This is a genomic window from Hahella sp. KA22 (genome assembly GCF_004135205.1).
GTDB lineage: Bacteria > Pseudomonadota > Gammaproteobacteria > Pseudomonadales > Oleiphilaceae > Hahella.
Map to the genome: position 1 here is coordinate 2,373,598 of NZ_CP035490.1, position 22,411 is coordinate 2,396,008.

17 protein-coding genes and 2 tRNA genes are annotated in these 22,411 nt (G+C 57.1%); 11 read left to right on the forward strand and 8 right to left on the reverse strand.

Going from position 1 to position 22,411, the window contains the following annotated elements; genetic code table 11:
* The first annotated feature begins 163 nt into the window (after nt 1–163).
* Nucleotides 164–703, forward strand: coding sequence for a hypothetical protein (locus tag EUZ85_RS10640; RefSeq protein WP_127969275.1), 540 nt, complete (start codon nt 164–166; stop codon nt 701–703).
* 23 nt (nt 704–726) lie between these two features.
* Here the strand turns inward: EUZ85_RS10640 and EUZ85_RS10645 are convergent, their stop codons facing one another.
* Nucleotides 727–1,221, reverse strand: coding sequence for a hypothetical protein (locus tag EUZ85_RS10645; protein WP_127969276.1), 495 nt, complete (start codon nt 1,219–1,221; stop codon nt 727–729).
* Between the two features lie 183 nt (nt 1,222–1,404).
* Between EUZ85_RS10645 and EUZ85_RS10650 the strand changes: the two genes are divergently transcribed.
* A complete protein-coding gene (locus EUZ85_RS10650; RefSeq protein ID WP_127969277.1) occupies nt 1,405–5,544 on the forward strand; it encodes a hypothetical protein in 4,140 nt (1,379 codons plus the stop codon).
* Between the two features lie 82 nt (nt 5,545–5,626).
* Complete coding sequence (locus tag EUZ85_RS10655; RefSeq protein WP_127969278.1) at nt 5,627–6,931, forward strand: M18 family aminopeptidase; 1,305 nt, start codon at nt 5,627–5,629, stop codon at nt 6,929–6,931.
* Between the two features lie 200 nt (nt 6,932–7,131).
* On the opposite strand, the gene EUZ85_RS10660 is transcribed toward EUZ85_RS10655, so the two are convergent.
* A tRNA-Pro gene (locus EUZ85_RS10660) sits at nt 7,132–7,208 on the reverse strand.
* A gap of 26 nt (nt 7,209–7,234) precedes the next feature.
* Nucleotides 7,235–7,310: transfer RNA gene (locus EUZ85_RS10665), tRNA-Asn, on the reverse strand.
* A gap of 110 nt (nt 7,311–7,420) precedes the next feature.
* Here EUZ85_RS10665 and EUZ85_RS10670 point away from each other — a divergent pair.
* Nucleotides 7,421–8,344, forward strand: coding sequence for a universal stress protein (locus EUZ85_RS10670; RefSeq protein ID WP_127969279.1), 924 nt, complete (start codon nt 7,421–7,423; stop codon nt 8,342–8,344).
* 31 nt (nt 8,345–8,375) lie between these two features.
* On the opposite strand, the gene EUZ85_RS31030 is transcribed toward EUZ85_RS10670, so the two are convergent.
* The 3 genes from EUZ85_RS31030 to EUZ85_RS10685 form a co-directional block, all read right to left on the reverse strand.
* Nucleotides 8,376–10,325: a methyl-accepting chemotaxis protein gene (locus tag EUZ85_RS31030; RefSeq protein ID WP_127969280.1), complete on the reverse strand. Its 1,950-nt coding sequence runs from the start codon at nt 10,323–10,325 to the stop codon at nt 8,376–8,378.
* Between the two features lie 26 nt (nt 10,326–10,351).
* Entirely contained in the window at nt 10,352–11,272 is a 921-nt protein-coding gene (locus tag EUZ85_RS10680) for a hypothetical protein (protein WP_127969281.1), read from the reverse strand.
* 75 nt (nt 11,273–11,347) lie between these two features.
* Nucleotides 11,348–12,022 carry an arylesterase gene (locus tag EUZ85_RS10685; RefSeq protein ID WP_127969282.1) on the reverse strand — a complete coding sequence of 225 codons (675 nt, stop codon included), beginning with the start codon at nt 12,020–12,022 and terminating at the stop codon, nt 11,348–11,350.
* On the opposite strand from EUZ85_RS10685, the gene EUZ85_RS10690 reads away from it, so the two are divergent.
* Genes EUZ85_RS10690 through EUZ85_RS10705 form a run of 4 tightly spaced genes read left to right on the forward strand, consistent with a single transcriptional unit; the run spans nt 12,021 to nt 17,449 of the window.
* Nucleotides 12,021–12,698, forward strand: coding sequence for an ABC transporter ATP-binding protein (locus tag EUZ85_RS10690; protein ID WP_127969283.1), 678 nt, complete (start codon nt 12,021–12,023; stop codon nt 12,696–12,698). The genes EUZ85_RS10685 and EUZ85_RS10690 overlap by 2 nt on opposite strands.
* The gene (locus tag EUZ85_RS10695; protein WP_127969284.1) at nt 12,698–15,217 is read left to right on the forward strand and encodes an ABC transporter permease; all 2,520 of its coding nucleotides are present in this window, start codon (nt 12,698–12,700) and stop codon (nt 15,215–15,217) included. The genes EUZ85_RS10690 and EUZ85_RS10695 overlap by 1 nt, the downstream gene beginning before the upstream one ends.
* Nucleotides 15,218–15,227: 10 nt before the next feature.
* Entirely contained in the window at nt 15,228–16,508 is a 1,281-nt protein-coding gene (locus tag EUZ85_RS10700; RefSeq protein WP_127969285.1) for a hypothetical protein, read from the forward strand.
* Nucleotides 16,505–17,449, forward strand: coding sequence for an alpha/beta fold hydrolase (locus EUZ85_RS10705; RefSeq protein WP_127969286.1), 945 nt, complete (start codon nt 16,505–16,507; stop codon nt 17,447–17,449). Before EUZ85_RS10700 ends, EUZ85_RS10705 begins: the two co-directional genes overlap by 4 nt.
* Here the strand turns inward: EUZ85_RS10705 and EUZ85_RS10710 are convergent.
* Nucleotides 17,446–18,996, reverse strand: a complete 1,551-nt coding sequence (locus tag EUZ85_RS10710) for a M48 family metalloprotease (protein WP_127969287.1) — start codon at nt 18,994–18,996, stop codon at nt 17,446–17,448. The two genes, EUZ85_RS10705 and EUZ85_RS10710, sit on opposite strands and share 4 nt — an antisense overlap.
* Before the next feature lie 79 nt (nt 18,997–19,075).
* On the opposite strand from EUZ85_RS10710, the gene EUZ85_RS10715 reads away from it, so the two are divergent.
* From EUZ85_RS10715 to EUZ85_RS10725, 3 genes are all read left to right on the forward strand, one after another.
* Complete coding sequence (locus tag EUZ85_RS10715) at nt 19,076–19,789, forward strand: DUF599 domain-containing protein (protein ID WP_127969288.1); 714 nt, start codon at nt 19,076–19,078, stop codon at nt 19,787–19,789.
* Nucleotides 19,790–19,930: 141 nt separating this feature from the next.
* Nucleotides 19,931–20,422 carry a PaaI family thioesterase gene (locus EUZ85_RS10720; RefSeq protein WP_127969289.1) on the forward strand — a complete coding sequence of 164 codons (492 nt, stop codon included), beginning with the start codon at nt 19,931–19,933 and terminating at the stop codon, nt 20,420–20,422.
* A gap of 2 nt (nt 20,423–20,424) precedes the next feature.
* Nucleotides 20,425–20,859 carry a PaaI family thioesterase gene (locus EUZ85_RS10725; protein WP_206618130.1) on the forward strand — a complete coding sequence of 145 codons (435 nt, stop codon included), beginning with the start codon at nt 20,425–20,427 and terminating at the stop codon, nt 20,857–20,859.
* A 148-nt stretch (nt 20,860–21,007) separates the two neighbouring features.
* On the opposite strand, the gene xseA is transcribed toward EUZ85_RS10725, so the two are convergent.
* Nucleotides 21,008–22,342 carry an exodeoxyribonuclease VII large subunit gene (gene xseA, locus EUZ85_RS10730; RefSeq protein WP_127969291.1) on the reverse strand — a complete coding sequence of 445 codons (1,335 nt, stop codon included), beginning with the start codon at nt 22,340–22,342 and terminating at the stop codon, nt 21,008–21,010.
* Between the last annotated feature and the right edge of the window lie 69 nt (nt 22,343–22,411).

A 22,411-nucleotide genomic window follows, 5' to 3' on the forward strand; every position in this document is an offset into this window, starting at 1 on the left:
GACACTGGAAGTAATCTGCAGTCCAGTAAAAACTTAGCAGTGAAGCGAGTAACCAACAAGCCACAAAGGTTATCAGCAAGGTAATATATTGTTACTTAACCTCCGGCGAGCTTCGGCTTCCGTTGAGCAAACCAATAAATTCAATAATAAAGGTGCAACTGAAATGAGTCAGGGAACTACCGGCAGTCTCTCCGCAGTCTCCAAGTCGCAGGGGGCGGAGCTTATCCATCAGGATGGGGCGTTGATGCAGGCGCTGGGGCAGGCGTTTTTTGAGGTGCAGGCTCTGGAACATGTGCTGGCCTGCTTATACGGCGCGAGCCCTCATGGACTGGGGGATACATGGAGTCGCGAATTGCGCAGGATGCTGTACACCGTAGAAAGCGGCGGTGTGGAAAAAACCGTGGAAGAGCTGATATTTGATCTCGAGTTGCCGCAGGATCATTGGCTGCAATTGCAGCAGGCGTTGTATCTGCGCGAGTGGGTAATCAGCGGTTTCTTCAGCGAGTTCGGCAGCCGTTTGCAGGTGCTGGAGGCGGAGGTCGGCGAAAAACTGGTGGAGCGTATGCGCGCCGCCTCGGAAGAGATTTCCAAAGCGGTGATGGACTTGCAGGAGCTGGTGTTTCAGCGCGAGATGGATTGCGATGAGCCGATGTCTGAGCAAGTACAGCGGGCGGCGCGGTTCTATTGGGTCGGGGCGGAGTAGGGCGGCTGCGCCGCCCGGCGTATTCAGCGCATGCGGCGGGTCAGTTCGGACATGACGAAAACGTTGTTCTCCGCATTGAAGCCGGAAAGGCCGTTTTCCAGCAGAATTTCCTGGCGTCGTTCGAGAAAGGTTTCGAAGTCCAGTTCCGGCAGAAAATCTGTGATCCGCGCCAGTTCAAAAGGCATGTCGGCGTCGAAGGCTTCGAACAGGCGCTCCAGCAACTGGGAGTCAGGGTCGAGGCCATCGACGTAAACGGTGGCTTCCGCCAAGTCGCTGGACAGGGCGCGGATGACGTCTTTGCCGGTTTCGCCCTGTTCAAATAGATGCTCCCGGGATAAGCCGTGACTGTGCTGGTAACTGAAGTCCCAATCCTCCCAGTCGTCCTCTGGAATGATCAGCGCCTTTTGGATGGCTCCATCCGGGTCGGTCCAGGCGATACAGATAGGGTAGGCGTCATCGTCCGGGCTGCTGGCTTCGATGTCCAGGAACAGGGCGTCTTCCAGATGTTTGCTTTTCATAATCAGACTATTTGGGCTCGGCAAGTTATTGACATTCAATTATATTTGCTCATCCTTATTTCACCAAACAGACTTTGCAGGCGCCCGGGAGTCTGAATACGAAAGACGGCGTTGGAATCGGTTGTCGAGAGATTCTGACGAGTTGAGTCGTATTTTGTCCGTTTTATAGCTATGGATATATTAATGAAATCCTGTCTAGTCGCATGTTTTCTCTTTCTTTTTTGCATTTCTCCGGCCCAGGCCGCCCCTTCCGATATCCCGCAGCAGCTCGCCGATTGGTCCGGTTGGGTGTTGCACGACCATATTGATAAAGACTGTACCCCCGCTCATGACGGAACCGGTGCGAAAGTGTGCCTTTGGCTCAGTGCGCTGGAGCTGGAGCTGGACATGAAGCGGCTGGACTTCCGTTTTCAGGCGGAAAGTCAGTATGAGGGCTGGCTGTCGTTGCCGGGCTCCGCGCAATTCTGGCCTCATGAAGTGAAGCTGTCCGGTAATCGGGTGGCGGTGATTAATGTGGAAGGCGTGCCTTCTATCTGGCTGCAGCCCGGAAGTTACCGGGTCCAGGGGCGCATCAGTTGGGAGCAATTACCGCAAAGCGTGCCATTGCCCAAGGCGTTCGCCATGACCAGACTGAACGCCGTGGCTGCGCTGGAAGGCCGCGCTTATGTGGACAGCGGCTCCGCGCTCTGGCTGGTGCGTGATCAGCTGCAGGCGAATCTGCAGCCGGACTCTTTGAAAATCAACGTATTCCGCAAGTTGATCGATGATGAACCAAAACTGCTGGAGACGCGCTTACAGTTAGACGTTTCCGGTGGGGAGCGGGAAGAAGTGCTGGGTGGTTTTCGCTTGTCCGGCTGGGAGCAGGTTTCTTTGACCAGCAACTTGCCCGCGCGAGTTGAGAAGGATGGTCGTTTGCGGATTCAGGTGCGCCCAGGCTCCTGGACGCTGGTGGCGCGCTTTCGGCAGATCAATCGTACGGACGCTTTCTCCATGGAGCCTGAGCCGGGAGGCGTCTGGCCGGAATCGGAATTATGGGTGGTGGAGACGCAGCCACAGTTACGTCGTGTGGAAATAGAAGGGCGCGCCGTTGATCCGCAGCAGACTCTGTTGCCTCAGGAATGGCGGACATTGCCGGCGTTTCGGGTGGCGGAAGGCTCCCCTCTGGACTTGAAAGAAATCGAGCGGGGGCTCACTTCTCTGGCGGGAAATCGTATTCGGCAGCGTTCCCAGGGCTGGCTGGCGTTTGATCAAAGTCGCTGGATCTGGCGCGATCGCCTGACGGGTGAAATGTCGCAGGGGTGGCGTCTGGAACAAGGCGCGCCTTATGAGTTAGGCAAGGTGGACTTGTCAGGGCAGGCGCAGTTAGTCACGCAGTCGCGTCAGGACTCCAGTCGCGGCGTGGAAGTGCGGCGCGCTGACCTCGACATGACGGCGGTAAGCAGCTCGCCGGTTGAGCGTGAGGCCGCTGCATTTGTGATTCCCGCCAGCGGCTGGCGTGACGACAGCGGCAGTCTGGATCTTGAGAATGTCTCCAGCGATGTCAACCTTCCACCGGGATGGTGGCCTTTGGCCGCTTCCGGCGTGGACCGCAGCGCGGGTACCTGGTTTGACCGCTGGTCTCTGTGGGATTTGTTCTTACTCCTGTTGATTACTGCGGCGGTGGCGCGTTTGGAGGGCGTCGTGTGGGGTGGCGTGACGGTGGTGGCGCTGGGATTCGCCTATCACGAAATCTATGCGCCGGTTGCGGTATGGCTGCTGTTGATTATCCCCAATGCGTTGCTGCGCGTGGTTCGTCCCGGCTGGATGCTGAAACTGGTGACCGGCTGGCGTTGGGGGGCGTTGCTGATTCTGGCGGGTATGCTGTTGAACTATGGTGTGGCCCAGGTGCGTATGGCGATATACCCGCAATTGGAGCGTGATTCCGGCGTAGTTTCCTTTGCAGATCATGCTGCGATGAGGCGCGAGATGGCGGTGGAAGAGGATGTGGAGGCTGGCTATATGCTGGATGAGGCGATGGAGTCCGCGCCGCCTGCGCTGATGAGCGCGCCTATGTCTTTGCGGGAAAAACAGCCTGAGGACGTGGCGCCGGAGGCTCCCGCTCCCACGGGGCCTGGAGTGCCGGACTGGAGTTGGCGAATAGTGAATCTTACCTGGCAAGGGCCGCTTAGCGGGGACGAAAGCGCCAAACTGTATGTGTTGAGCCCCATGCAAACAGGATTTGCGCGTATTGTGCACTTTGCGCTGCTGGTGGTGCTGTTGGCTTGCCTGGTAGGGCGGCGTGGCGGGCGCAGCGACAAGGGTGGGGATGATTCGCCGCAACCCGGCGTCACCACGAAGCTGGCGGGATTGGCGCTGCTGGCCCCTCTGGCGTTGATGGCTCCGACGGAGCGGGCGCACGCCGACACGGGCTACCCCAGTCCAGAAATGTTGCAGGCTCTGGAGCAGCGTTTGACTGCGCCGCCGGCCTGCACTCCGCGCTGTGTGGATGTTAATTCCGCCAACCTGATTCTGGATGGGTACAGTCTGACCTTGTCGCTGGAAGTCAGTTCGCTGCAGCCGATTGCTTTGCCGATTCCGGCGCGCGCTGGTTTCTGGCGGCCTGAGAATGTGTTTGTCAATGGGAAGCGTTGGGACCGCTGGAGCGCTGGCGAAGATGGCGTCTGGCGTATTCCGCTGGAAGCCGGCGTACAGGAGGTGGTGTTGGAAGGCGGCGTGCGGGAAGTGGATCAGTTTCAACTGGCGTTTCCTCTGCGGCCTCATCGTTTTTCGGCGAAAGTGGCGGATTGGTCGATGTCCGGCGCGGGTAGCAATGAGCTGCTGAGTTCCAATATCAAGTTTGAGCGCACCAGCATCAGTCAGCGCAGCTCGGAGTCGCGGCAATCTCTGTTTCAGGAGCCTGCGCCCGCCTTCGTCAAGGTTTATCGGGAACTGGACCTGGGGCTGAAGTGGCGCGTGCGTACCCGGGTGGAAAGGGTGGCGCCGCTGCGGGGCTCTATTTCAGCCAGTATTCCACTGCTGATGGGAGAGTCGGTGACCTCGGGAGATATCGATGTCAGTAATCAGCGGGCGTTAGTGACTTTGGATGATCGTCAGGACAGTATGGAATGGGTGTCCAACTTGAGCTTCCGTCAGCGTATCGAGTTGCTGGCGCCGACCAATAGCGCCTGGAGCGAGCACTGGTCGATTCTGGTGGGGCCACAGTGGAGCCTTGAATACACGGGGCCGGCGCCTTATGAAATTATTCGGTCCGGTTATTGGCGACCAAAGTGGCGGCCTCAACCGGGAGATTCGCTGTTCCTGTCCGTTTCGCCGAATAAGGCGGTTGAAGGCCGCATGCTGACGGTGGACAGCCTGAATGTGACTCAGAAAGTGGGCGGCAAGCAGTTGCAATATACGGCGGATATTCGTCTGCGCACCTCGCGCACTCAGCGCTACAGCTTTGATTTGCCGGATGGCGCAGTCCTGGATGCGGTGGAGCTGGATGGAAGAAATGTCGCCCGCGGCGAAGAAACCAGTCGGGTGGATGTTGTGCTTGGTTATGGCGAGCAGTCCTTGGGCATACGCTGGCATGAAGAGGCGCAAGGAACGCAATGGCGTTATCAGACGCCGGCTCTGCAGTTGCCGGCTCCAGTCAGTAACGTGCAGCTCCAGATTCAGTTGCCGGATCGGCTATGGCCGTTATGGGTGGGTGGTCCGCAAATGGGGCCGGCCATATTGTTCTGGGGCGTGCTGGCGGTGATGTTGCTGTTGGCGTCTGTGTTGGGTTGGCATAGCGGCAATCCGCTGGGCGTAGGGCGCTGGGCGGTGCTGGCGGCGGGAGCGGCATTGGGATGGGTGCAGGGTTTGCTGGTGCTGGCGGTGTGGTTTTACGCATTCAATTACCGTTATGAGCTGGTCCATGCCTTGCCGCGCTGGGGGCGCAGATTGTATAGCACGCTGTTGGTGCTGCTGACGCTGGCTGTACTGGGATGGGTGATCGCCAGTATTCCCAAAGGCTTGATAGGGCAGCCGGCGGATTATGTCGCTGGCAATGGATCTTTTGCGGGTCAGTTGCGCTGGTATCAGGATGCGGCGGCGGGCGAACTGCCGACGGCGTCAGTCTGGACTGTTCCCGTGTTGTTCTATCGGGTGGCGATGCTGGTTTGGTCGCTATGGCTGGCTTTCGCCATGATTAACTGGTTGCGCTGGGCCTGGGAAAAGTTCTCTGAACGTTTGCCGGAGCCGCCGGTCAAGCCTGGGCGTAAGGACAAGAGAGCGAATGCGGGGAAAGGAGATGAGAATTCTTCGCAAAACCAACTGGCCAAGCCGGAATCTCCCGTATAGGCTATGTGCAGTGTCTACGGTCGCTGTCGGCTCTGTGCCGACAGCCGTATAGAATCGGATAACGCGGTTACTTGAGTGAAGTATGAAAAAAGAAGAGTTTAATGAAGGATTATTGGCGTTTCTGAACGCCTCGCCGACCCCTTTTCATGCGGTCGCCAATATGGTGGAAGTGCTGGAGAAAGCTGGCTTCAAGCGTTTGCACGAAGAATATGAATGGTCGCTACAGGCCAATGAGCGTTACTTTATTACGCGTAACGGCTCTTCGCTGATCGCATTCAGCGGCGCGCAAGGACCGCTGGAGGTCAGCGGCGCCAGAATGTTCGGCGCGCACACCGACAGTCCTTGTCTGAAAATCAAACCCAGCCCGGAATTGCTGCGCAAAGGCTATTATCAGCTGGGCGTTGAAGTGTACGGCGGCGTTTTGCTGAATCCCTGGTTTGACCGTGAGCTATCACTGGCGGGTCGGGTGACCTATCTGAGCAGCGCCGGGGAAGTGAAAAGCACGCTGATCAATTGGGAGCGCCCGATTGCAATGATCCCCAGTTTGGCGATTCACCTGGATCGGGAGGTCAACAACAGCCGCTCCATTAATCCCCAGAAAGATCTGCCGGCGGTATTGATGCAATGTCGCGCTGACAGTCCGCCAGAGTTCCGTGGCTTGTTGCTGGAGCAAATCAAGCAAGAGCATCCCGCGCTGGATGCGGAGCGCGTGCTGGATTATGAGTTGTGTCTGTATGACACCCAGCCCGCCAATATCCATGGTCTGCAAAACGAATTCCTCAGCTCCGCGCGTCTGGATAACCTGCTGAGTTGCTATATCGGTCTGCAGGCCTTGTTGGATGCGGGCTCCAGTCAGCCTTGTTTCCTGGTTTTCAATGATCATGAAGAAGTGGGCAGCGTGTCCGCAGAAGGCGCGCAAGGGCCTTTCCTGCGTTCAGTGCTGCTGCGCATTACGGAAGATGAAACGCGTTTGAGTCAGATGATCAGTCGATCCATGATGTTTTCCGCTGACAACGCTCACGGCGTGCATCCCAATTATGCGGATCGCCATGATGAAAACCATGGGCCTTTGCTGAATAGCGGGCCGGTCATCAAGGTGAATTCGAATCAGCGTTACGCTACCAACAGCATCACCAGCTCATTCTACCGTCGTCTTAGTGAGGAGCTGAAACTGCCTTATCAGGTATTTGTGGTGCGGACGGATATGGCGTGCGGCAGCACCATCGGACCGCTCACGGCGGCCGAGTTGGGGGTGAAAACCCTGGATATCGGCGTGCCGCAATTTGCGATGCATTCCATCAGGGAGACCTGTGGTAGCGCCGATCCGCTGACGCTATATGAAGTCAGCAAATTATTCTTCAATACGGCGACGCTTCCACAGGCATGACGTAGTCAAGGCCAGGGTAGGCGAGATAGTCCATGGATGGACTCTCTTGTACAAAGAGGATTGTGCTTAAGGGTTTGCATCAAGAAAGACAAAAGTCCGACGCAGATTTTGTGTCGAAAACACATGGAAAAGCGAGTGGCTAAAGACTAAATATGGATTTTAAATTTGAAATAGGAAAAACAAGAAGAGAAGTGAAAAAGTGGTCGGGGTAGAGAGATTCGAACTCCCGACATCCTGCTCCCAAAGCAGGCGCGCTACCAGACTGCGCTATACCCCGAATGATCTTGACGATCCGAAAAATATTGGCTCCCCGAGCTGGACTCGAACCAGCGACCCAATGATTAACAGTCATTTGCTCTACCAACTGAGCTATCGGGGAACGTCATTTTCGAGGCCGCAATAATAATGACATGGGACTATCTCGTCAACCTTTTCTATTATTAAAAACGAAGGAAGTTGAAAAAAATTTTAAATCGGTGGGGAGAGGCTATGGAAATCAAGAAGCTGGCGGAGATTAAAAAGATATTGCTGGTTGTGGACCCGACCAAGGAAAGGCAGGAAGTCATTCCCCGAACGATTCGCCTCGCCAAGGCGCTGGGCGCGGAAGTGGAGCTGATGGTGGCGGAATATCAGCGGGCGTTGGAGTCCAGTTACCCCTTCGACGCCAAGGCGCTCAATTCGGCGAAAGAAAGCTGTCTGGCCAGTCGTGAGCGCTGGCTGGAGGTTTTTGCGGAGCAGATGCGCGCCCACGGCATCGCCGTCACTCAACATGTGCGCTGGGAGAAGCCTCTCTATAAAGCAGTGGTGGAGCGTTGCCGCGAGACGCAAGCGCAACTGATCATCAAGGCCACTCACCATCACTCAATTCTGCAACGGGCGTTGTTCACCAATACGGACTGGCATTTGATACGGGATGCGGATGCGCCGATCTGGTTTGTGCGGGAAGAGCATCGCTGGGACGGCCATATTCAAGTGTTGGCGGCGGTTGACCCGATAGAGACGGAAGGCTCCGTCAATAATCTGAACCCGCGCATCCTGGATATCGCCCACGAAATTTCCTGCCGCTTGCCTGCGGAGTTGAATGTCGTGCACGCTTATGAGCCTATCCCTACCGGCATGCTGGTGGAGTTCGACGCTATCGTCGCCGATTACGAAGAGTATCGCGAGAAAGTGAAATCCAAGCACCAAAAGGCGCTGGACCGTTTATTGGAGAGCTATGTGGAGTCAAGCACGCACGTGTTTTTCGAAGAAGGTTCGCCGGAGAAAGTGCTGCCCGCCTGTGTCAATGAGCATGGACATGATCTGGTGGTGATGGGGGCGGTGTCCCGCAATGGCGTAGATCGCATTTTTATCGGCAGCACGGCTGAGCGCGTACTGGATAACCTGGAATGCGATGTTCTCGTCATCAAATAGAGGCGTTCGCAGCGGGCGCAGTTCACTGCGCCTAACAGGTTTTGAAGCGGCCGACGTTTTCCTGCAACTGCGATGACAGTTGATTGATATTCTCGCTGTTGGATGAGGTGGTGTTCACCTGCCGCCAGCTTTCATCCAGCAACGCCTCCAGGGTATGCATGCTTTGCGCAATGCCTTCCGCGTGCTTGGCCTGCTCCTCTGTGGTTTTGGCCACCTGGTCGATCAGATCGCTGGCCTCCGCAATGCCGCTGTTGGTTTGATCCACGGTGACAGCCAATGTGCTCATCTGCGATACGCTGTTTTGCGTCATGCTGTTGCTCAGATTGATCATCTTTTCCGTTTCTTCGGCGTCTTTTTGCAGGCCTTCCATGATTTCACGAATTTCTTCGGTGGAATCCCGGGTGCGTAACGCCAGTTGTCTGACTTCATCCGCCACGACGGCGAAGCCGCGGCCATGCTCGCCGGCGCGGGCGGCTTCGATCGCCGCGTTCAGCGCAAGCAGGTTGGTTTGTTCAGCGATATTGTTGATGACCTGCAGCACTTCTGAGACTTTCTGGCTGCTGCTGGCCAGGCGCTGCATGGAGGCGTATGAGGTCTCCATTTGCTGGGCCAGTCGGGAAAGCGTGTCGGTATTGTTTTGCAGCAGGCGTTTCCCGTTGTCCGACTGTGAGGCGATGGATTGGGCGATTTCCAGCAGTTTGCCCGCCTGTTGCGCAATATCCCGGAAACTGTGGGAGATCAGTTGGGTGGATTCTGAGACGGTGACGAATTCGGCTTTTTGTTGCTCCAGGCAGTTTTCGCCTTGATGAGCCACATCCTGTAAAGACTCTGCGGATTGACCCAGTTCCTGGGACTTGTCGTTGATACTGATGCATATCTGCTGAATGAGTTCGACGAAACGGTTGAATGCCCGTGCAAGCCGGCCAAGCTCATCCTGTCCCAGATAAGTCAGGCGCCGGGTGAGATCGCCGCCGCCCTGGGCGATGTCCTCCATAGTAGCGACCACATCTTTAATGGGTTTGCTGATCAGCCGTGACACCAGAGCAGTCAACACCGTGGAAATGACCAGCGTCACCACCAGGAACAACAGCATTTTCACAATATTGGAGTCCAGTGATTCCGCGATGTAGCCGCTGACGCTGCGCAAGTCGCTCCAGATACTGGCTTGCTCCTCCGCCACAATATTCAGAGTGTCGTTGACCAGGGGACGCAGCTCGCTGTCCAGCAAACTGTTTTGGCTGCGCGCCACATCGAAGATGGTTTTGGCTTTGCTTTCAAATTGTTTCACCAGCCCGTCGATCTCTCCGATCCATTTTTCATGTTCGGGCTTGCGCAGATGTTTCTTCAGATCAATCACGGCGTTTTGCGCCCCGTAGATCTCCATCAGGAAGGCGTCGGTCTCGGTGGGGGAGCCGGTGCGCAGGAATGCGTTCAGATTAATGAGGGCGGCTTGTATGTGATTGCTGACCAGGATGGTCCACTGGATCAACACCTGGGCGCTGGAGGGGTCAAGCGTCACCCTGATATTGTTAGATAACTCCAGGGTTTTCGGCACAAGGGTTTCCTGCACCGTGGCGATGCCGCTGCGCAGCTCGCGGTTTTTCGGCAGCAGGTTGTTGCGAAACAGGTCGTCGATACGCAGGCTGGCGGTTTGCAGGGCGTCGGCGCTTTTCAGTTTGGTGAAATTGGCGTCGGAGAAATACTCTTGCGCCTGAGCGCTGGCCTGATTGTACTCTTCCAGTGTTTTATCAGTCGGCGTGCGCAGATATTGCTGTTGCAGACTGGCGCGGGTGGACAGATTGGCGCTGAGGTCGCTGGTCAAACGCGCAGTCGGCTCGATGACGGTCGAGAAGTGATTGGCGCGGGTGGTGATTTCCCGCAGCGACGCGATCACCATCAGCGCATAGGCCAGCAGCAGGAGCAGGATCAGCGCCGGAACCAGGCTCAACTTCAGCATCAATGGAAGATTCTGCAGACGCATTCCGCACCTCAGTTGTTACATCGCTATTAACCCGCTGGAGTCATACCGCTCAGCAGGCTTATCAGCAAATCATGGATTTTTTTCGCCTGCGCATACAGACTGTTCAGGGAGGCGTTGGCCTCTCCCGATGGCGCCAGGCTGCGCTGCTCGATATTGAGGCTGGCTTTCATGCGATGGATCTCCGCCAGCACGCTGCGTGCGCCGTCGTAAGCATCCAGCACGGTCAAGGCGCCGCTGGGGATGGCTTCCGGACTGGTGGGCTCCACCTCCAGATTACGTTGCAGCCTGCCAAGCAGATGGTAGTCCTGGTATAGCGCGAGCATCACATCACGGATGCTCTTATCGCTGTACTGATTCTTTTGCGGCTCGATGAATTTAAGATTCTGCGCCCGGGCCAGCAACCGAAGCTCATCTTCGATCAACTTGAATTGTTTTTGCGTATCGCCGATATCAGGCGGCGGCGCCAGCACGGACAGTACATTGGTGAGTTTCCATAAGCTCTGGTAGACATCGGCGCCGGACTTGCCCAAGGGGCGTTCGAACTCCGCTTCCGTACTGATGGATTTGGCCTCCAGAATGGCGTTGAGGCCCTGGTCCGCTTGCTCCAACAGATCGTATACGTCTTTAGGTCTGAAAATCTGGAAGGGGAGTTGCTTATCTTCGATGGGGGGCAGGTTGTTCAATGTCATCAACTGACGAATTTGCGCATAGGCGTCCAGCGCCTTCGCGTAAACCTGATTGGGCAATTTGTCCTGAAATACCGGCGCGTCAGATTCATCAACAGATTTGTTCTGAGCGGCGATCAGGCGCTGGGCCTTGATCTGCATCTGTTCGCTGATCTGGAAGACGTTGTTGTTATTGATTATCGCTGCGCCGACATGGCCGCTGAACGCCCACGCCGCCAGCAGATACAACAACCATCCCGGTCGAATCCGCGGGATCACCATATAGCCGGCCTCAATAGTATGACTTACTTTAAGACTAGCAATAGCTATAAAGAGTGCAAATAAGCGTCGCTTGGATCAATGACTTAGCAGAGAATTTAAATGCGGCAACACATTCTCCACCAATAGCGGCTGGCCCTTGGCGTTGGGGTGAATGCCGTCAGACTGCATCAAACTGGGATCAAGCGCGACGTTATCCAAAAGGAAGGGGACTAACGTGACTTTTTGTTCACTGGCCAGGTCTTGGTAGATCTGATGGAATCCTTCAGCATAGGCCGGTCCATAGTTGGGCGGAATGCGCATGCCGATCAGCATGGCCTTTGCGCCGGCGCCAGCGATGCTTTCCAGCATGGACGCCAGATTGTTTTTAATGATGTTGAGGGGAAAACCGCGCAGCCCGTCGTTGCCGCCCAGCTCCAGCAGCACGATATCCGGCTTGTGATCTTGCAATAACGCCGACAGGCGGGCGCGACCGCCGCCGGTGGTTTCGCCGGAAATGCTGGCGTTGATCAGGGTGAGGTTGGGGTAGGTGGCGCGCAGCTCGTTTTCCATCAGCGTGATCCAGCCGGATTCCAGCGGAATGCCATAAGCGGCGCTGAGACTGTCCCCTAACACGACGATTTTTACCGGTTGCGATTTATCTGTGACAGCCTGTGCGATAGGGCTTACCATCAGGCAGCAGAGCGCAAATAAAGTCCAGACGTACTTGATGACATGACGTTGAAACAGATTGAGGAATGAGGTTGCTAGCATGACTTCGGTAGATGTACTTGAGGTTAAATCGCTGACGAAAAGTGTCTCCAATGGTAGCGGTCGTCTGGACATATTGAAAGGCGTCGATATACAAATCAAGGTGGGAGAGTCGCTGGCGATTATCGGGCGCTCCGGCTCAGGCAAGACCACTCTGCTGAGCATCATGGCGGGCCTTGACCTGCCGTCAGCGGGTCAGGTGCGTATGCTGGGCAAGGATCTGGCGCAACTGGACGAAGATGGCCGCGCGGCGATTCGCGCTCAACATGTCGGTTTTGTTTTTCAATCCTTTCAGCTTATTCCCACCATGACGGCTCTGGAAAATGTGATGTTGCCCCTGGATCTCGCTGGCGCCGCGGACAGCCGTGAGCGGGCGCGCCAGTGGTTGGACCGGGTTGGACTGTTGGAGCGGGAAGGGCATTACCCGCGCCAGTTGTCCGGAGGCGAGCAACAGCGGGTTGCTGTGGCCAGGGCCTTCGCCACGGAGCCTGATATTCTATTTGCGGATGAACCCACTGGAAATCTGGATCTGGAAACCGGGCAGCACATCATGGATCTGCTGTTCGACCTGAACAAGCAGCATTCAACGACGTTGATACTGGTCACCCATGACCGCGAACTGGCGGGCCGCTGCGGGCGTTCTCTGGCGCTGGATCAAGGCGTTCTGGAGGCCGCGTAATGACAGGTTCTACGCGACCGCTGCAACTCTGGCTGAGAGAGTGGAGACAGCCTTCATTCCGTTTGTTGTGGCTTGCGCTGTTTGTCGCTGTGCTGACGGTGGCGTCGATCACGGCCTTTACCGGGCGATTGAAGGCGGTTTTCGATGACGGCGCCTCCCGGTTCCTCGGTGGCGATCAGGTAATCGAAAGCTCCGGCAATCTTTCCGACGCCTGGGTGAAAGAAGCGCAGAAATTGGGTTTGGAGACCGCGTTCACGCTGGAATTCTCCACCATGTTGAACCGTGGCGATCAGTTTCAATTGGTCGCAGTCAAAGCGGTGGATGAAGGGTATCCGCTGAAAGGCGAAGTGGGCGTGGTGACTCAGGCAGGCGCTCCCTCGCAGACGGTGAAGCAGGGGCCGGCGCAAGGCGAAGTCTGGCTGGCGCCAAGACTGTTCTCCCTGCTGGGCGTGCAGTTGGGGGACGCCGTTGGCGTTGGGCATAAGCAGTTAAAAGTGACCGGGTTACTGACGAAGGAGCCTGACCCTTCTTTTTCTTTCATGAATGTGGCCCCCCGCGTTTTGATGAACTACGAGGATGTCGCCGCCACGGCGGTGGCGCAGCCTGGAAGCCGCTTGAAATATCGCCTGCTGCTGGCCGGCGACGAGCCGCGACTGGAGCAGTTCAATGCGGACATTGCGTCGTCACTGACCGCCTCCGAGCGCATCGTCTCAGCGAAAGACGGTCGTCCGGCAGTCTCGCGGGCGATAGAGCGGGCCGAGCGTTATCTGTTATTAGGCGGCGTATTGGGCGTGCTGCTGGCGGCGGTGGCGCTCACCGTCACGGCGCAGTATTACGCTCAGCAGCAGAAAGACACGGTGGCTCTGCTGAAAACCCTGGGGTGTCGCAGTGGTCAGCTACGCATGCGTTTTGCGTCACTGTTGTTAATTTCCGCCGTAACCGCGTCGATATTGGGGCTGGGGTGCGGGCTGCTCTTTGAGCAATGGGCGGTGTGGGCCATGGGCGATATGCTGCCGCCGCTGCATACATCCTTGCCTCTTAATTGGATCTGGTTGCCGCTGCTGACACTGGCGATTGTACTGGCGGCGTTCGCCTGGCCGGTGTTTCGGGCCCTGGCCAAGCAACCCCCCATGTTTATTCTGCGGCAGGCGGCGGCCAATGCGGACTTTCAGCGCATGCTTGGATTCTCCAAGTCGCGCATGCTGTCCGCCCTGATCGGCTTTGCGGCGTTGTTGATGGTCTACAGCGGTGAATTAACCATCGTCGCTGCTGTATTGGTCGGACTGGCGGTGATGATCGCCGTAGCGGCCTGGCTCATGAAAATGTGGGTGAAGCTGCGTCCGCCGCGTCGCACGGTCACCCCGGGGGCGCTGCGGGCCGGCGCCGATCAGTTGAAGCGTCGCCCCTGGTCGACGGTGCCGCACGTACTGGCGCTGGGCAGCGCCTGGGCTTTGCTGTTGACCCTGTTTCTGGTGCGAACGGAGCTGGTGGATAACTGGCGGGCGCAAATTCCGGAAAATGCGCCGAATCACTTCTTTATCAACATCGCTCCCTATGAAGTGGAGCCGATGCGAACCTTGTTCGAGCAGAATAATATCGCTGCGGCGCCATTGTATCCCATGGTGCGCGGCCGTCTGACCCATATCAACGGCGAACCTGTGCGGACGGTGGTCAGCAAGGAGCGAGAGGTCGGCGCTTTGAACCGGGAACTCAATCTAACCTGGATGGCGGATCTGCCGGAAGATAACCGAATCCTGAGCGGTACCTGGTGGGATGGGGCGTCGAGCGCGCAAGGCGGCGTTCCCGGCGTGTCGATTGAAAGCCAGTTGGCGCAGCGACTTGACGTGAAGCTGGGGGACGCTCTGACTTTCCAGATCGGCGGCGCTACATTGGAGTCGAAAGTACAGAGCATTCGCAGCGTACAGTGGGACAGCCTTAAGCCTAACTTTTACATGGCTTTCGCGCCCGGCGCCCTGGATGGCTTCGCTGCGACCTATCTGACCAGCGCTTATCTGGGCGATAACAAAACTGAGATGGTGAACCAGATTAATCGCCAGTTTCCCACCGTGTCGGTGCTGGAGTTGGATCAATTTGTGGTGAAAGTGCGGGAAGTCATCGCGCAGGTGTCTTTGGCGATAGAAGCGTTATTGGCGCTGATTTTCGCGGCGGCGCTGTTGGTGGTGGCGTCGTTGCTGGCGCGCGAGGCGCCTTCGCGACGTGCGGAGACTGCGCTGTTTCGGGCGCTGGGCGCCCACCGGCGCGTTGTAATTGGCGCGACCGTAGGAGAGTTCAGCCTGATTGGCGCCTTTGCCGGCGTCATGGGCGTTATCGTGGCCGAGAGCGTGGCGGGATTTCTGCAATATCGACTGTTTGAGCTGCCTTTTAGCCTGCACTGGGAGTTGTGGTTGCTGGCGCCGCTAATCAGCGCCGCTGCGACGGCGGCTTATGCATACTGGCGTTTACGGGGCGCTCTGCTGGCTCCCCCTCATGCGACGTTGCAATCCGGCTTCGTTGAGTAGGCTGGCGTAAATGGCGGAGGCGGTTACGCAGGCATGCAAGCCATGCAAGGCGGTGGTCAAGTATCTGCGGGAATACGCGGAAGCGGAAAGCCAGGCGCTTGCGGGCATAGAGGGACGCTGGCGCGGCGTTATTATCATTCCAGCCTTTGCTGAGGATTATGCAGGGCTTAAGCGCGTCGCGGCATCTTTAACTCACGCCGATTGCTTGCAAATCTGGGTGATCAACGCGCCGGTATCGGCGGATGCGGGTGCATTGGCGGCGACCCAGGCGTGTTTGCGGCGCGCGCAAAGCGAAGGCCGTATCCTGTGGCGCCACGCCAATGTGGAACTGTTGGAGATTGGTGGCGCAGCTGTCCTGCTGGTGGATCGGTGCGCTCAGGAAACCCTGATTCCCAAAGAGCAGGGGGTGGGGCTGGCCCGCAAAATCGGCGGCGATATGGCTTTGGCTTTGATCGCGAGCGGCTACCTGCAAACTACGTGGATTCACTTCACCGACGCTGACGCGGAGCTTCCTGCGGATTATTTCGATCAAGCGGCCCAAGCTGACGGCGGCGTCGCGCTGGTTTACCCGTTTCGCCACCGTGGCGAAGGCGACGCGAGACAGCAACGTCTGATGCGAATTTATGACAACAAGTTACGCAGCTACGTGGTGGGTTTGCAGGCGGCGGGGTCTCCCTATGCGTATCACACTATCGGCAGCACACTGGCTTGTCGCGCGGACGCCTACGCGATGGTGCGAGGAATGCCTTTGCGTGCGGCGGGGGAAGACTTTTACCTGCTTAACAAGCTCGCCAAGCTGGGTCCGGTATTGCAGCCGCAAGGCGAAGCAATCGTTTTAAGCGGGCGGCTGAGCAGCCGGGTTCCTTTTGGAACCGGGCCAGCGCTGCAAACGGCGCTGGAAGGTGAGGGTGCGATGGCCTTCTATCACCCGGCGACCTACCCGTGTTTACACATACTTTTGCAATCCGTGGCGATGCTGTGGCGTCTGCGGGAACAGCCGGAAGCGTCGATATCTAAGCTCGCCGAGGCGTTAAGCGCGTACACCGGGCGCGCGGATTTAGCCAATCAGGCTCTGGAGGCGTTCGCTGTCGCCGGAGCAGTGCGTCGTTTTGCTGCGCAATCCTCCACTGAGCAAGTCTTCCGTCGCCACTTTCACTGTTGGTTCGACGGATTTCAGACGCTTAAATGGATACACTGGTGGCGGGACAACCTGTATCCCAGTATCTACTGTGAACAGGATGAACAAGTACGCGCTTTGATGAATGAAATAGAGGATAAGGACGAAGTATGAGCCAAGCCTCACTCTCTGGTATGCCCGATGTGCATAAGGCCGCGCCGGAGTCGCTACTAGTGACGTTAACTCCCTGGGAGTATGCCGCGGAGCCGGGAATGATGATTCGAGGCTGGCGCAGCCGCCCCTCGGGCAAACCGATACTGCACTTTATGCATGGCAACGGTTTCTGTGGATTAACCTATGAGCCTTTGTTGCGCCTGCTCGCCGAGCATTACGACTTGTTTCTCAGCGACGCGCAGGGACATGGCGACAGCGACGCCGGTGGGTCGTTTCGCGGCTGGAATGCAACGGCGGAAACCGCCTACGCCGCCTGGCGGCATTTTCGTGCGGATTATGGCGCGGTTCCGGCGCTAGGCATGGGACACAGTTTCGGCGGCGTGTTGACGACGCTGATCGCCGCGGCCCACCAGGATGCGTTCGATCAGGTGGTGGCGCTGGACCCGGTCTATTTCACTCCAACCATGTTGCGAGCGCTGACCGCCTATCGCTGGTTGCGATTGCGCGCCCCCAATCCCTTGGCGGCGCGGGCCGAAAACCGGCGCGATGGCTGGGACGACATAGCGGCGGCGCGTGAGTATTTTGAGGGACGCGGGATGCTCAAAGGCTGGCGCGCCGACGCATTGGACGCCTATATCCAGCATGCGCTGCAGGAATCCGAGCAGGGATTGACCCTGAAGTGTCCGCCACGTTTGGAGGCGGCGGTGTTCGCAACCTTTCCAGATAGACTGTGGCCTGCCATCAAACACGTGCGCCAACCCATGGCGATTATTTATGGGGAAAGCTCTTATCCATTCGTTGTGAAGTCCGCGCAGCGGGCGGCGTCCGTCAATCGAAGGGTGCGATTACAATCGCTTCCGGGCGGACATTGTTTTATGCAGGAAGATCCAGACGCCGCCTTCGCACATATCCTGGCTTTGGCGGCGTCCGCTGAGGGTTAGCGTAAACGGTAGCTATGCAGACGGGTGAGCAGCGATAAGTCCTTACGCTGCGCCGCCTCCGTCGCAATGGCGCTGAACACCGGTTTGGCCTGTTGACCGGGACTGGCGGGCCCCAAGGTGAGGGTGTCCTGCTTCATGACCCAGCCGCTCGCGTTTATCAAGGCCACTTCGACCACAATATTGTTCACTTCCAAAGCGCTTTGATTGATATAGGTAATGAAGGCGCGACCTTGCTTATCTTTCAGTGTCTGCAGTTGCAGATAACGCTCAGGATTCTTCGGCAAGTCCAGGCGCGATAGCTTCTGGCGGGCTTCCTGGCCGTAAGCTCCTGACGCCTCCGCCGCTGCGCTGTAGTGGCTGATCGCGGCGGCGGAATTATTGCTCTGCGCTTCAATATCGCCCAGCGCCAGATTGGCCACGGAAGTCGGCAGTAAATCGTTGGCGCGGCGCAGATCCTGCGCGGCTTTGGCGCTGTCTCCCTTCTCTTTATAAGCCAGGCCGCGCTTGAGAGTGTGAGCGAAGTAATCAGGGTTCAGCGATACGGCTTTGTCATACTCCTTCAAGGCGGCGGATTCTTTGTTCTGCTTTTTATAGATGTCGCCGCGCAGGGAGTAAAACATCGCTTCTTCCGGCTCCAGCTTGATGGCCTGATTGGCCCGTTGCAGCGCTTTGTCGGCATCGCCCGCCTTTAACGCCTGAACGCCCTCGTCGTAGGCGTCGTAAGCGGGAGCGGTTTTGAGCAGGCGCGCTGTCGCCTTCACGAAGGCGTCTTTACCGCGATAGTTAGACTTGGGTAGCGTCAGCGCGGTGCGTCGATTTTCTTCCACGCGTTCAGGAGAGGGCGGATGTGAAGCGAACAAGCCTTCCAGCCAATTCTGCGAATGTCCCTCGGAAAGCTTCACGAACAGTTGCTGCAGCTCCACCGCAGCCTGGGTGTCGTAACCGGCGGCGGCCATGTATTGCATGCCGTAGTGATCGGACTCCAGCTCATGATCTCGACCGTACTTCGCTACCGCCATCGTGGCGCCCATGGCGGCTCCGCCTACTAATATGTCTCGATAGTCCTGATTGTCCAGCGCCAGTCCCAGGCCGGCCACGCCAGCTGAGATAAGCAAATTCGACTGCATGCGCTTGGCGCTGTGGCGGGCTGCGGCGTGAACGATTTCGTGGCCGAGCACGGCGGCCAGCTGCGCCTCATCATCCAGCTTCGCTAACAGGCCGCGGTTGATGGCGATCTTGCCTGAGGGCAGCGCCCAGGCATTGGGGATGGAATTATTCAGTACTACGAATTCATAGGGCAGGTCAGGGCGGTCGCTGACTTTGGCGAGCTTTTCCCCCACCTGGCGTACATAGAAGGTCAGCTCCGGATCAAGATAATACAGTCCGCCCTGGGATTGTTGCGCGGGGTGGTACTGTTCCTGTCCCAGGCTCATCTCTTGCTGCTCGCTGATGATCATGATCTCGCGTTTACCGGTGACCGGGTTCACGCTGCACCCTTGCAGCAAGATCAGGATTAGGCACAGGCTACATGTAAAGAGGCGTAGCATTATCTTCTCCAAGCGTCTAAATGAATTTCTACAAAAAATGGTCAAAAATAATATCAAAGTATCTAACGATTATGGTGTTATGAATCTACTGGATTATATTGCTCTCGTCTGGTTCTTATTGAATTGCGTCGGTTACACCTATTATTCGGAACACCGCGCGAAAACCCGGCCCTGTCTCTCCAATACGTTGGATTTGTACCGCGCCGACTGGATGCGCCGTACGCTGATGCGCGACGCCCGTATCGCCGACGCTTCTGTAGTGGGCAGTCTGGAGCGCAACGGCGCTTTCTTCGCCTCAAGCAGCTTGCTGATCCTCGCGGGTTTGATCACTGCTATAGGGTATACGGACAAAGCCATGTCCGTCTTTAGTGATCTACCCTATATCGCCCAGACCGGCAAGTTCATGTGGGAACTCAAGCTGGTGGTGCTGTGCGCGGTGTTCGTGTATTCCTTTTTCAAATTCACCTGGTCTATGCGGCAATACAACTTCTGCGGTGTGCTCATCAGCAGCGCGCCCTTGACCTATGAGGACAAGGTCAGCTCCGGCGCGCGTGAGGCGCTGGCCCAGTCCGCCGCACGGGTGGCGAATCTGGCCGGGGATTCTTTTAACCTGGGTTTACGGTCATACTATTACGGACTCGCCGTACTGACCTGGTTTATCCATCCAATATTGTTTATGGCGATAACCAGCGCAGTGGTGGCCATCCTGTTTCAACGGGAGTTCCGGTCCCGCGCTCTGAAAGCGCTGCGCGCCGGTAAGACCTTTGAGGATGCGGCGGCGGGGAAAGAGTAATCGCGGAGCGTCGACAATGTATCGCATGTGACGCCGCCGCGGTTGAATCACTTCTGCGTCTGGGGCGATTGAGATTGATGAAATCCAGTCGCCGCTGCGCAGGACGTTCATTCAATTTATATAGCGACGGATAACTGAAACATGCAGCAGTACGAACCCTGGGAGAACGACGAAATTCGTTTTGGCCGGGTATCGAGGTTTCTGGATAGCCTTAATCAATGTCGAGAACTTGGCATCAAAGTGACTTGCGCCAATGCGGATGGCCTGGAGCTGGAACTGCCTTACAGCGAACACATCGTTGGCGACACCGATACGGGCGTCATTCATGGCGGCGCCATCACTACGTTGATGGATACCGCTTCCGGCGGCAGCGTATTGTGTTGTCTGCCCGAGCTGGAGTTGTGTCCTACCCTGGATCTGCGGGTGGACTACATGCGTCCGGCGCAGCCCGGCAAAACTGTCTTCGCCCGCGCCCGTTGCTATCGGGTGACCGGCACGATCGTCTTCACTCGCTGTGAAGCTTTTCAGCGGGGCCCGGACACCACGGTGGCCAACTGCGTCGCCACGTTCATGCGGATTGGGCGCGATGCGTCCCCCGACTGGTTCTGGGAAAAGATCGAGGGCAGGAAGTAATGATGGAGTCTTTACAGCAACACGTCGCCCAGGCGCACCGCAGCGGCGACTACAACAAGCTTCTGGAACTGATTCCCTACGCCAGCACCCTCGGCGTGCGCTGTGAGCGTTTCGGCAATGAAGTGGTGTTTATTCTGCCCAAGCGGGAGCAGAATTTGGGCAACCCCATCTTGCCGGCGATTCACGGTGGCGTGATCGGCGGATTCATGGAGTTGGCCGCTGCGTTCCATCTTGCCATTTTCCTGGAGATTGACACTTTCCCCCGGATTGTCGACTTTTCTTTGGACTACCTGCGTGCGGGTCTGTATCAGGAGACCTATGCGGAGTGCAAGCTGACCCGTCGCGGCAACCGCGTCGCCAATGTCAGCGTCAGCGCATGGCAGAAAAAGCGCAAGGACCCGATTGCATTGGCGCGAGCACATTTTTTGCTCGGCTGAGTCGCTTCATCGAGCCGCGGGGCGTCCCCTGCGGCTTTTCCTTTATATAGCTCTTCTAATACATCTCTTCTTATATATTCGTTCATAGTATTCGAAGCGCTTTGGCGGATTGTCACGGCAACGCGGAGATGGACCTGGGCCTGCTTAGCTAGGCGGGCGCGATCACTTCGCAATGAATTTCACCATCGCTGAGACGGGCTTTGACTTTTTGTCCCGTGCGCACCTCTTTCTCGCTGCGAATAATCTGGCCGTTTTCGTCAGAAACAATGGCGTATCCTCTTGCGAGAGTGGCGATAGGGCTGACCGCTTCCATATGTCCACACAACTTGGCGAAGTGCTGAGACTTGTGCCTTAGCACGGACAGGACGGCGGTTTGCAAGCGGTGATCAAGAGCGTCCACTGTAGCGTGGCGGTTTTTTAAGGACTGCCTGGGGCTGGACGCTAACAGGCGCTCGTGTAGATGAGTCAACTGACTGCGACGAGCAGATAGCAGGTTTTGCGCTTGCCGATGCAGGCGCATCTCCAGGTCATCCAGGCGCTGCGCGGATTCCTGCAGGCGGCGGCCAGGATGCTTGAGGCGCTCGCGAAGCTGGTTGAGACGCATGCCTTCCTGTCTTAGCAGCCGCTGTGCAGCAGCGCTGAGCCTTTGTTCGTAAAGCAGAAAGCGGTGTTTCCACTCGGCTTGATCCGGGCTGACTTTTTCCGCAGCGGCGGACGGCGTGGGCGCGCGCAGGTCGGCGACCAGATCGGCGATGGTAATGTCGGTCTCGTGGCCGACGGCGCTGACGATAGGAATGGCGCTCGCTGCGATGGCGCGGGCCACGGGTTCTTCATTAAAGGCCCACAGATCTTCCAGTGAGCCGCCGCCGCGACCGACAATTAATACGTCGCAACAATTCAGTCGGTTGGCGCTCGCTATCGCGGCGACAATTGCCGGTCCGGCTTCTTTGCCTTGAACCGGTACCGGAAACAATAAAACGGGAATGGCGGGGAAGCGTCTTTTCAATACCGTGAGAATATCGCGCACTGCTGCGCCTGTCGGCGAGGTGATCACGCCGACCTGTTTGGGCATGGCGGGCAATGGTCTTTTGCGGGCGTCATCAAACAGGCCCTCGCGGGACAGCTTCAGCTTTAATTCCTCGAATGCGCGCCGCAGTTCGCCTTCTCCCGCCAGCTCCATACCTTCCGCAATCAACTGAAACTCGCCGCGTCCTTCATAAAGACTGACTTTGGCGCGCAAAGTAACCGCCTCGCCATCTCGGGGGCGCTGTTTCACAAACATATTGCGATTGCGAAACATGGCGCAGCGCACCTGTGCTTTGTCGTCCTTTAGAGAGAAATACCAATGTCCTGAACTGGGGCAACTGAAGTTGGAGATTTCGCCCGTCACCCAGACTTGCATGAAGCTGACTTCCAAAAGTCGGCGCACTTGACGGTTTAATTCACTGACGGAAAGGGGGGAATGGGGGCTGAGTTCGCTCATTACGCTGTATTTTTATCCAACTCGGTGGCTTGTTTTGCCCATTTGCAGGCGAAATACGGAATTTCTTAG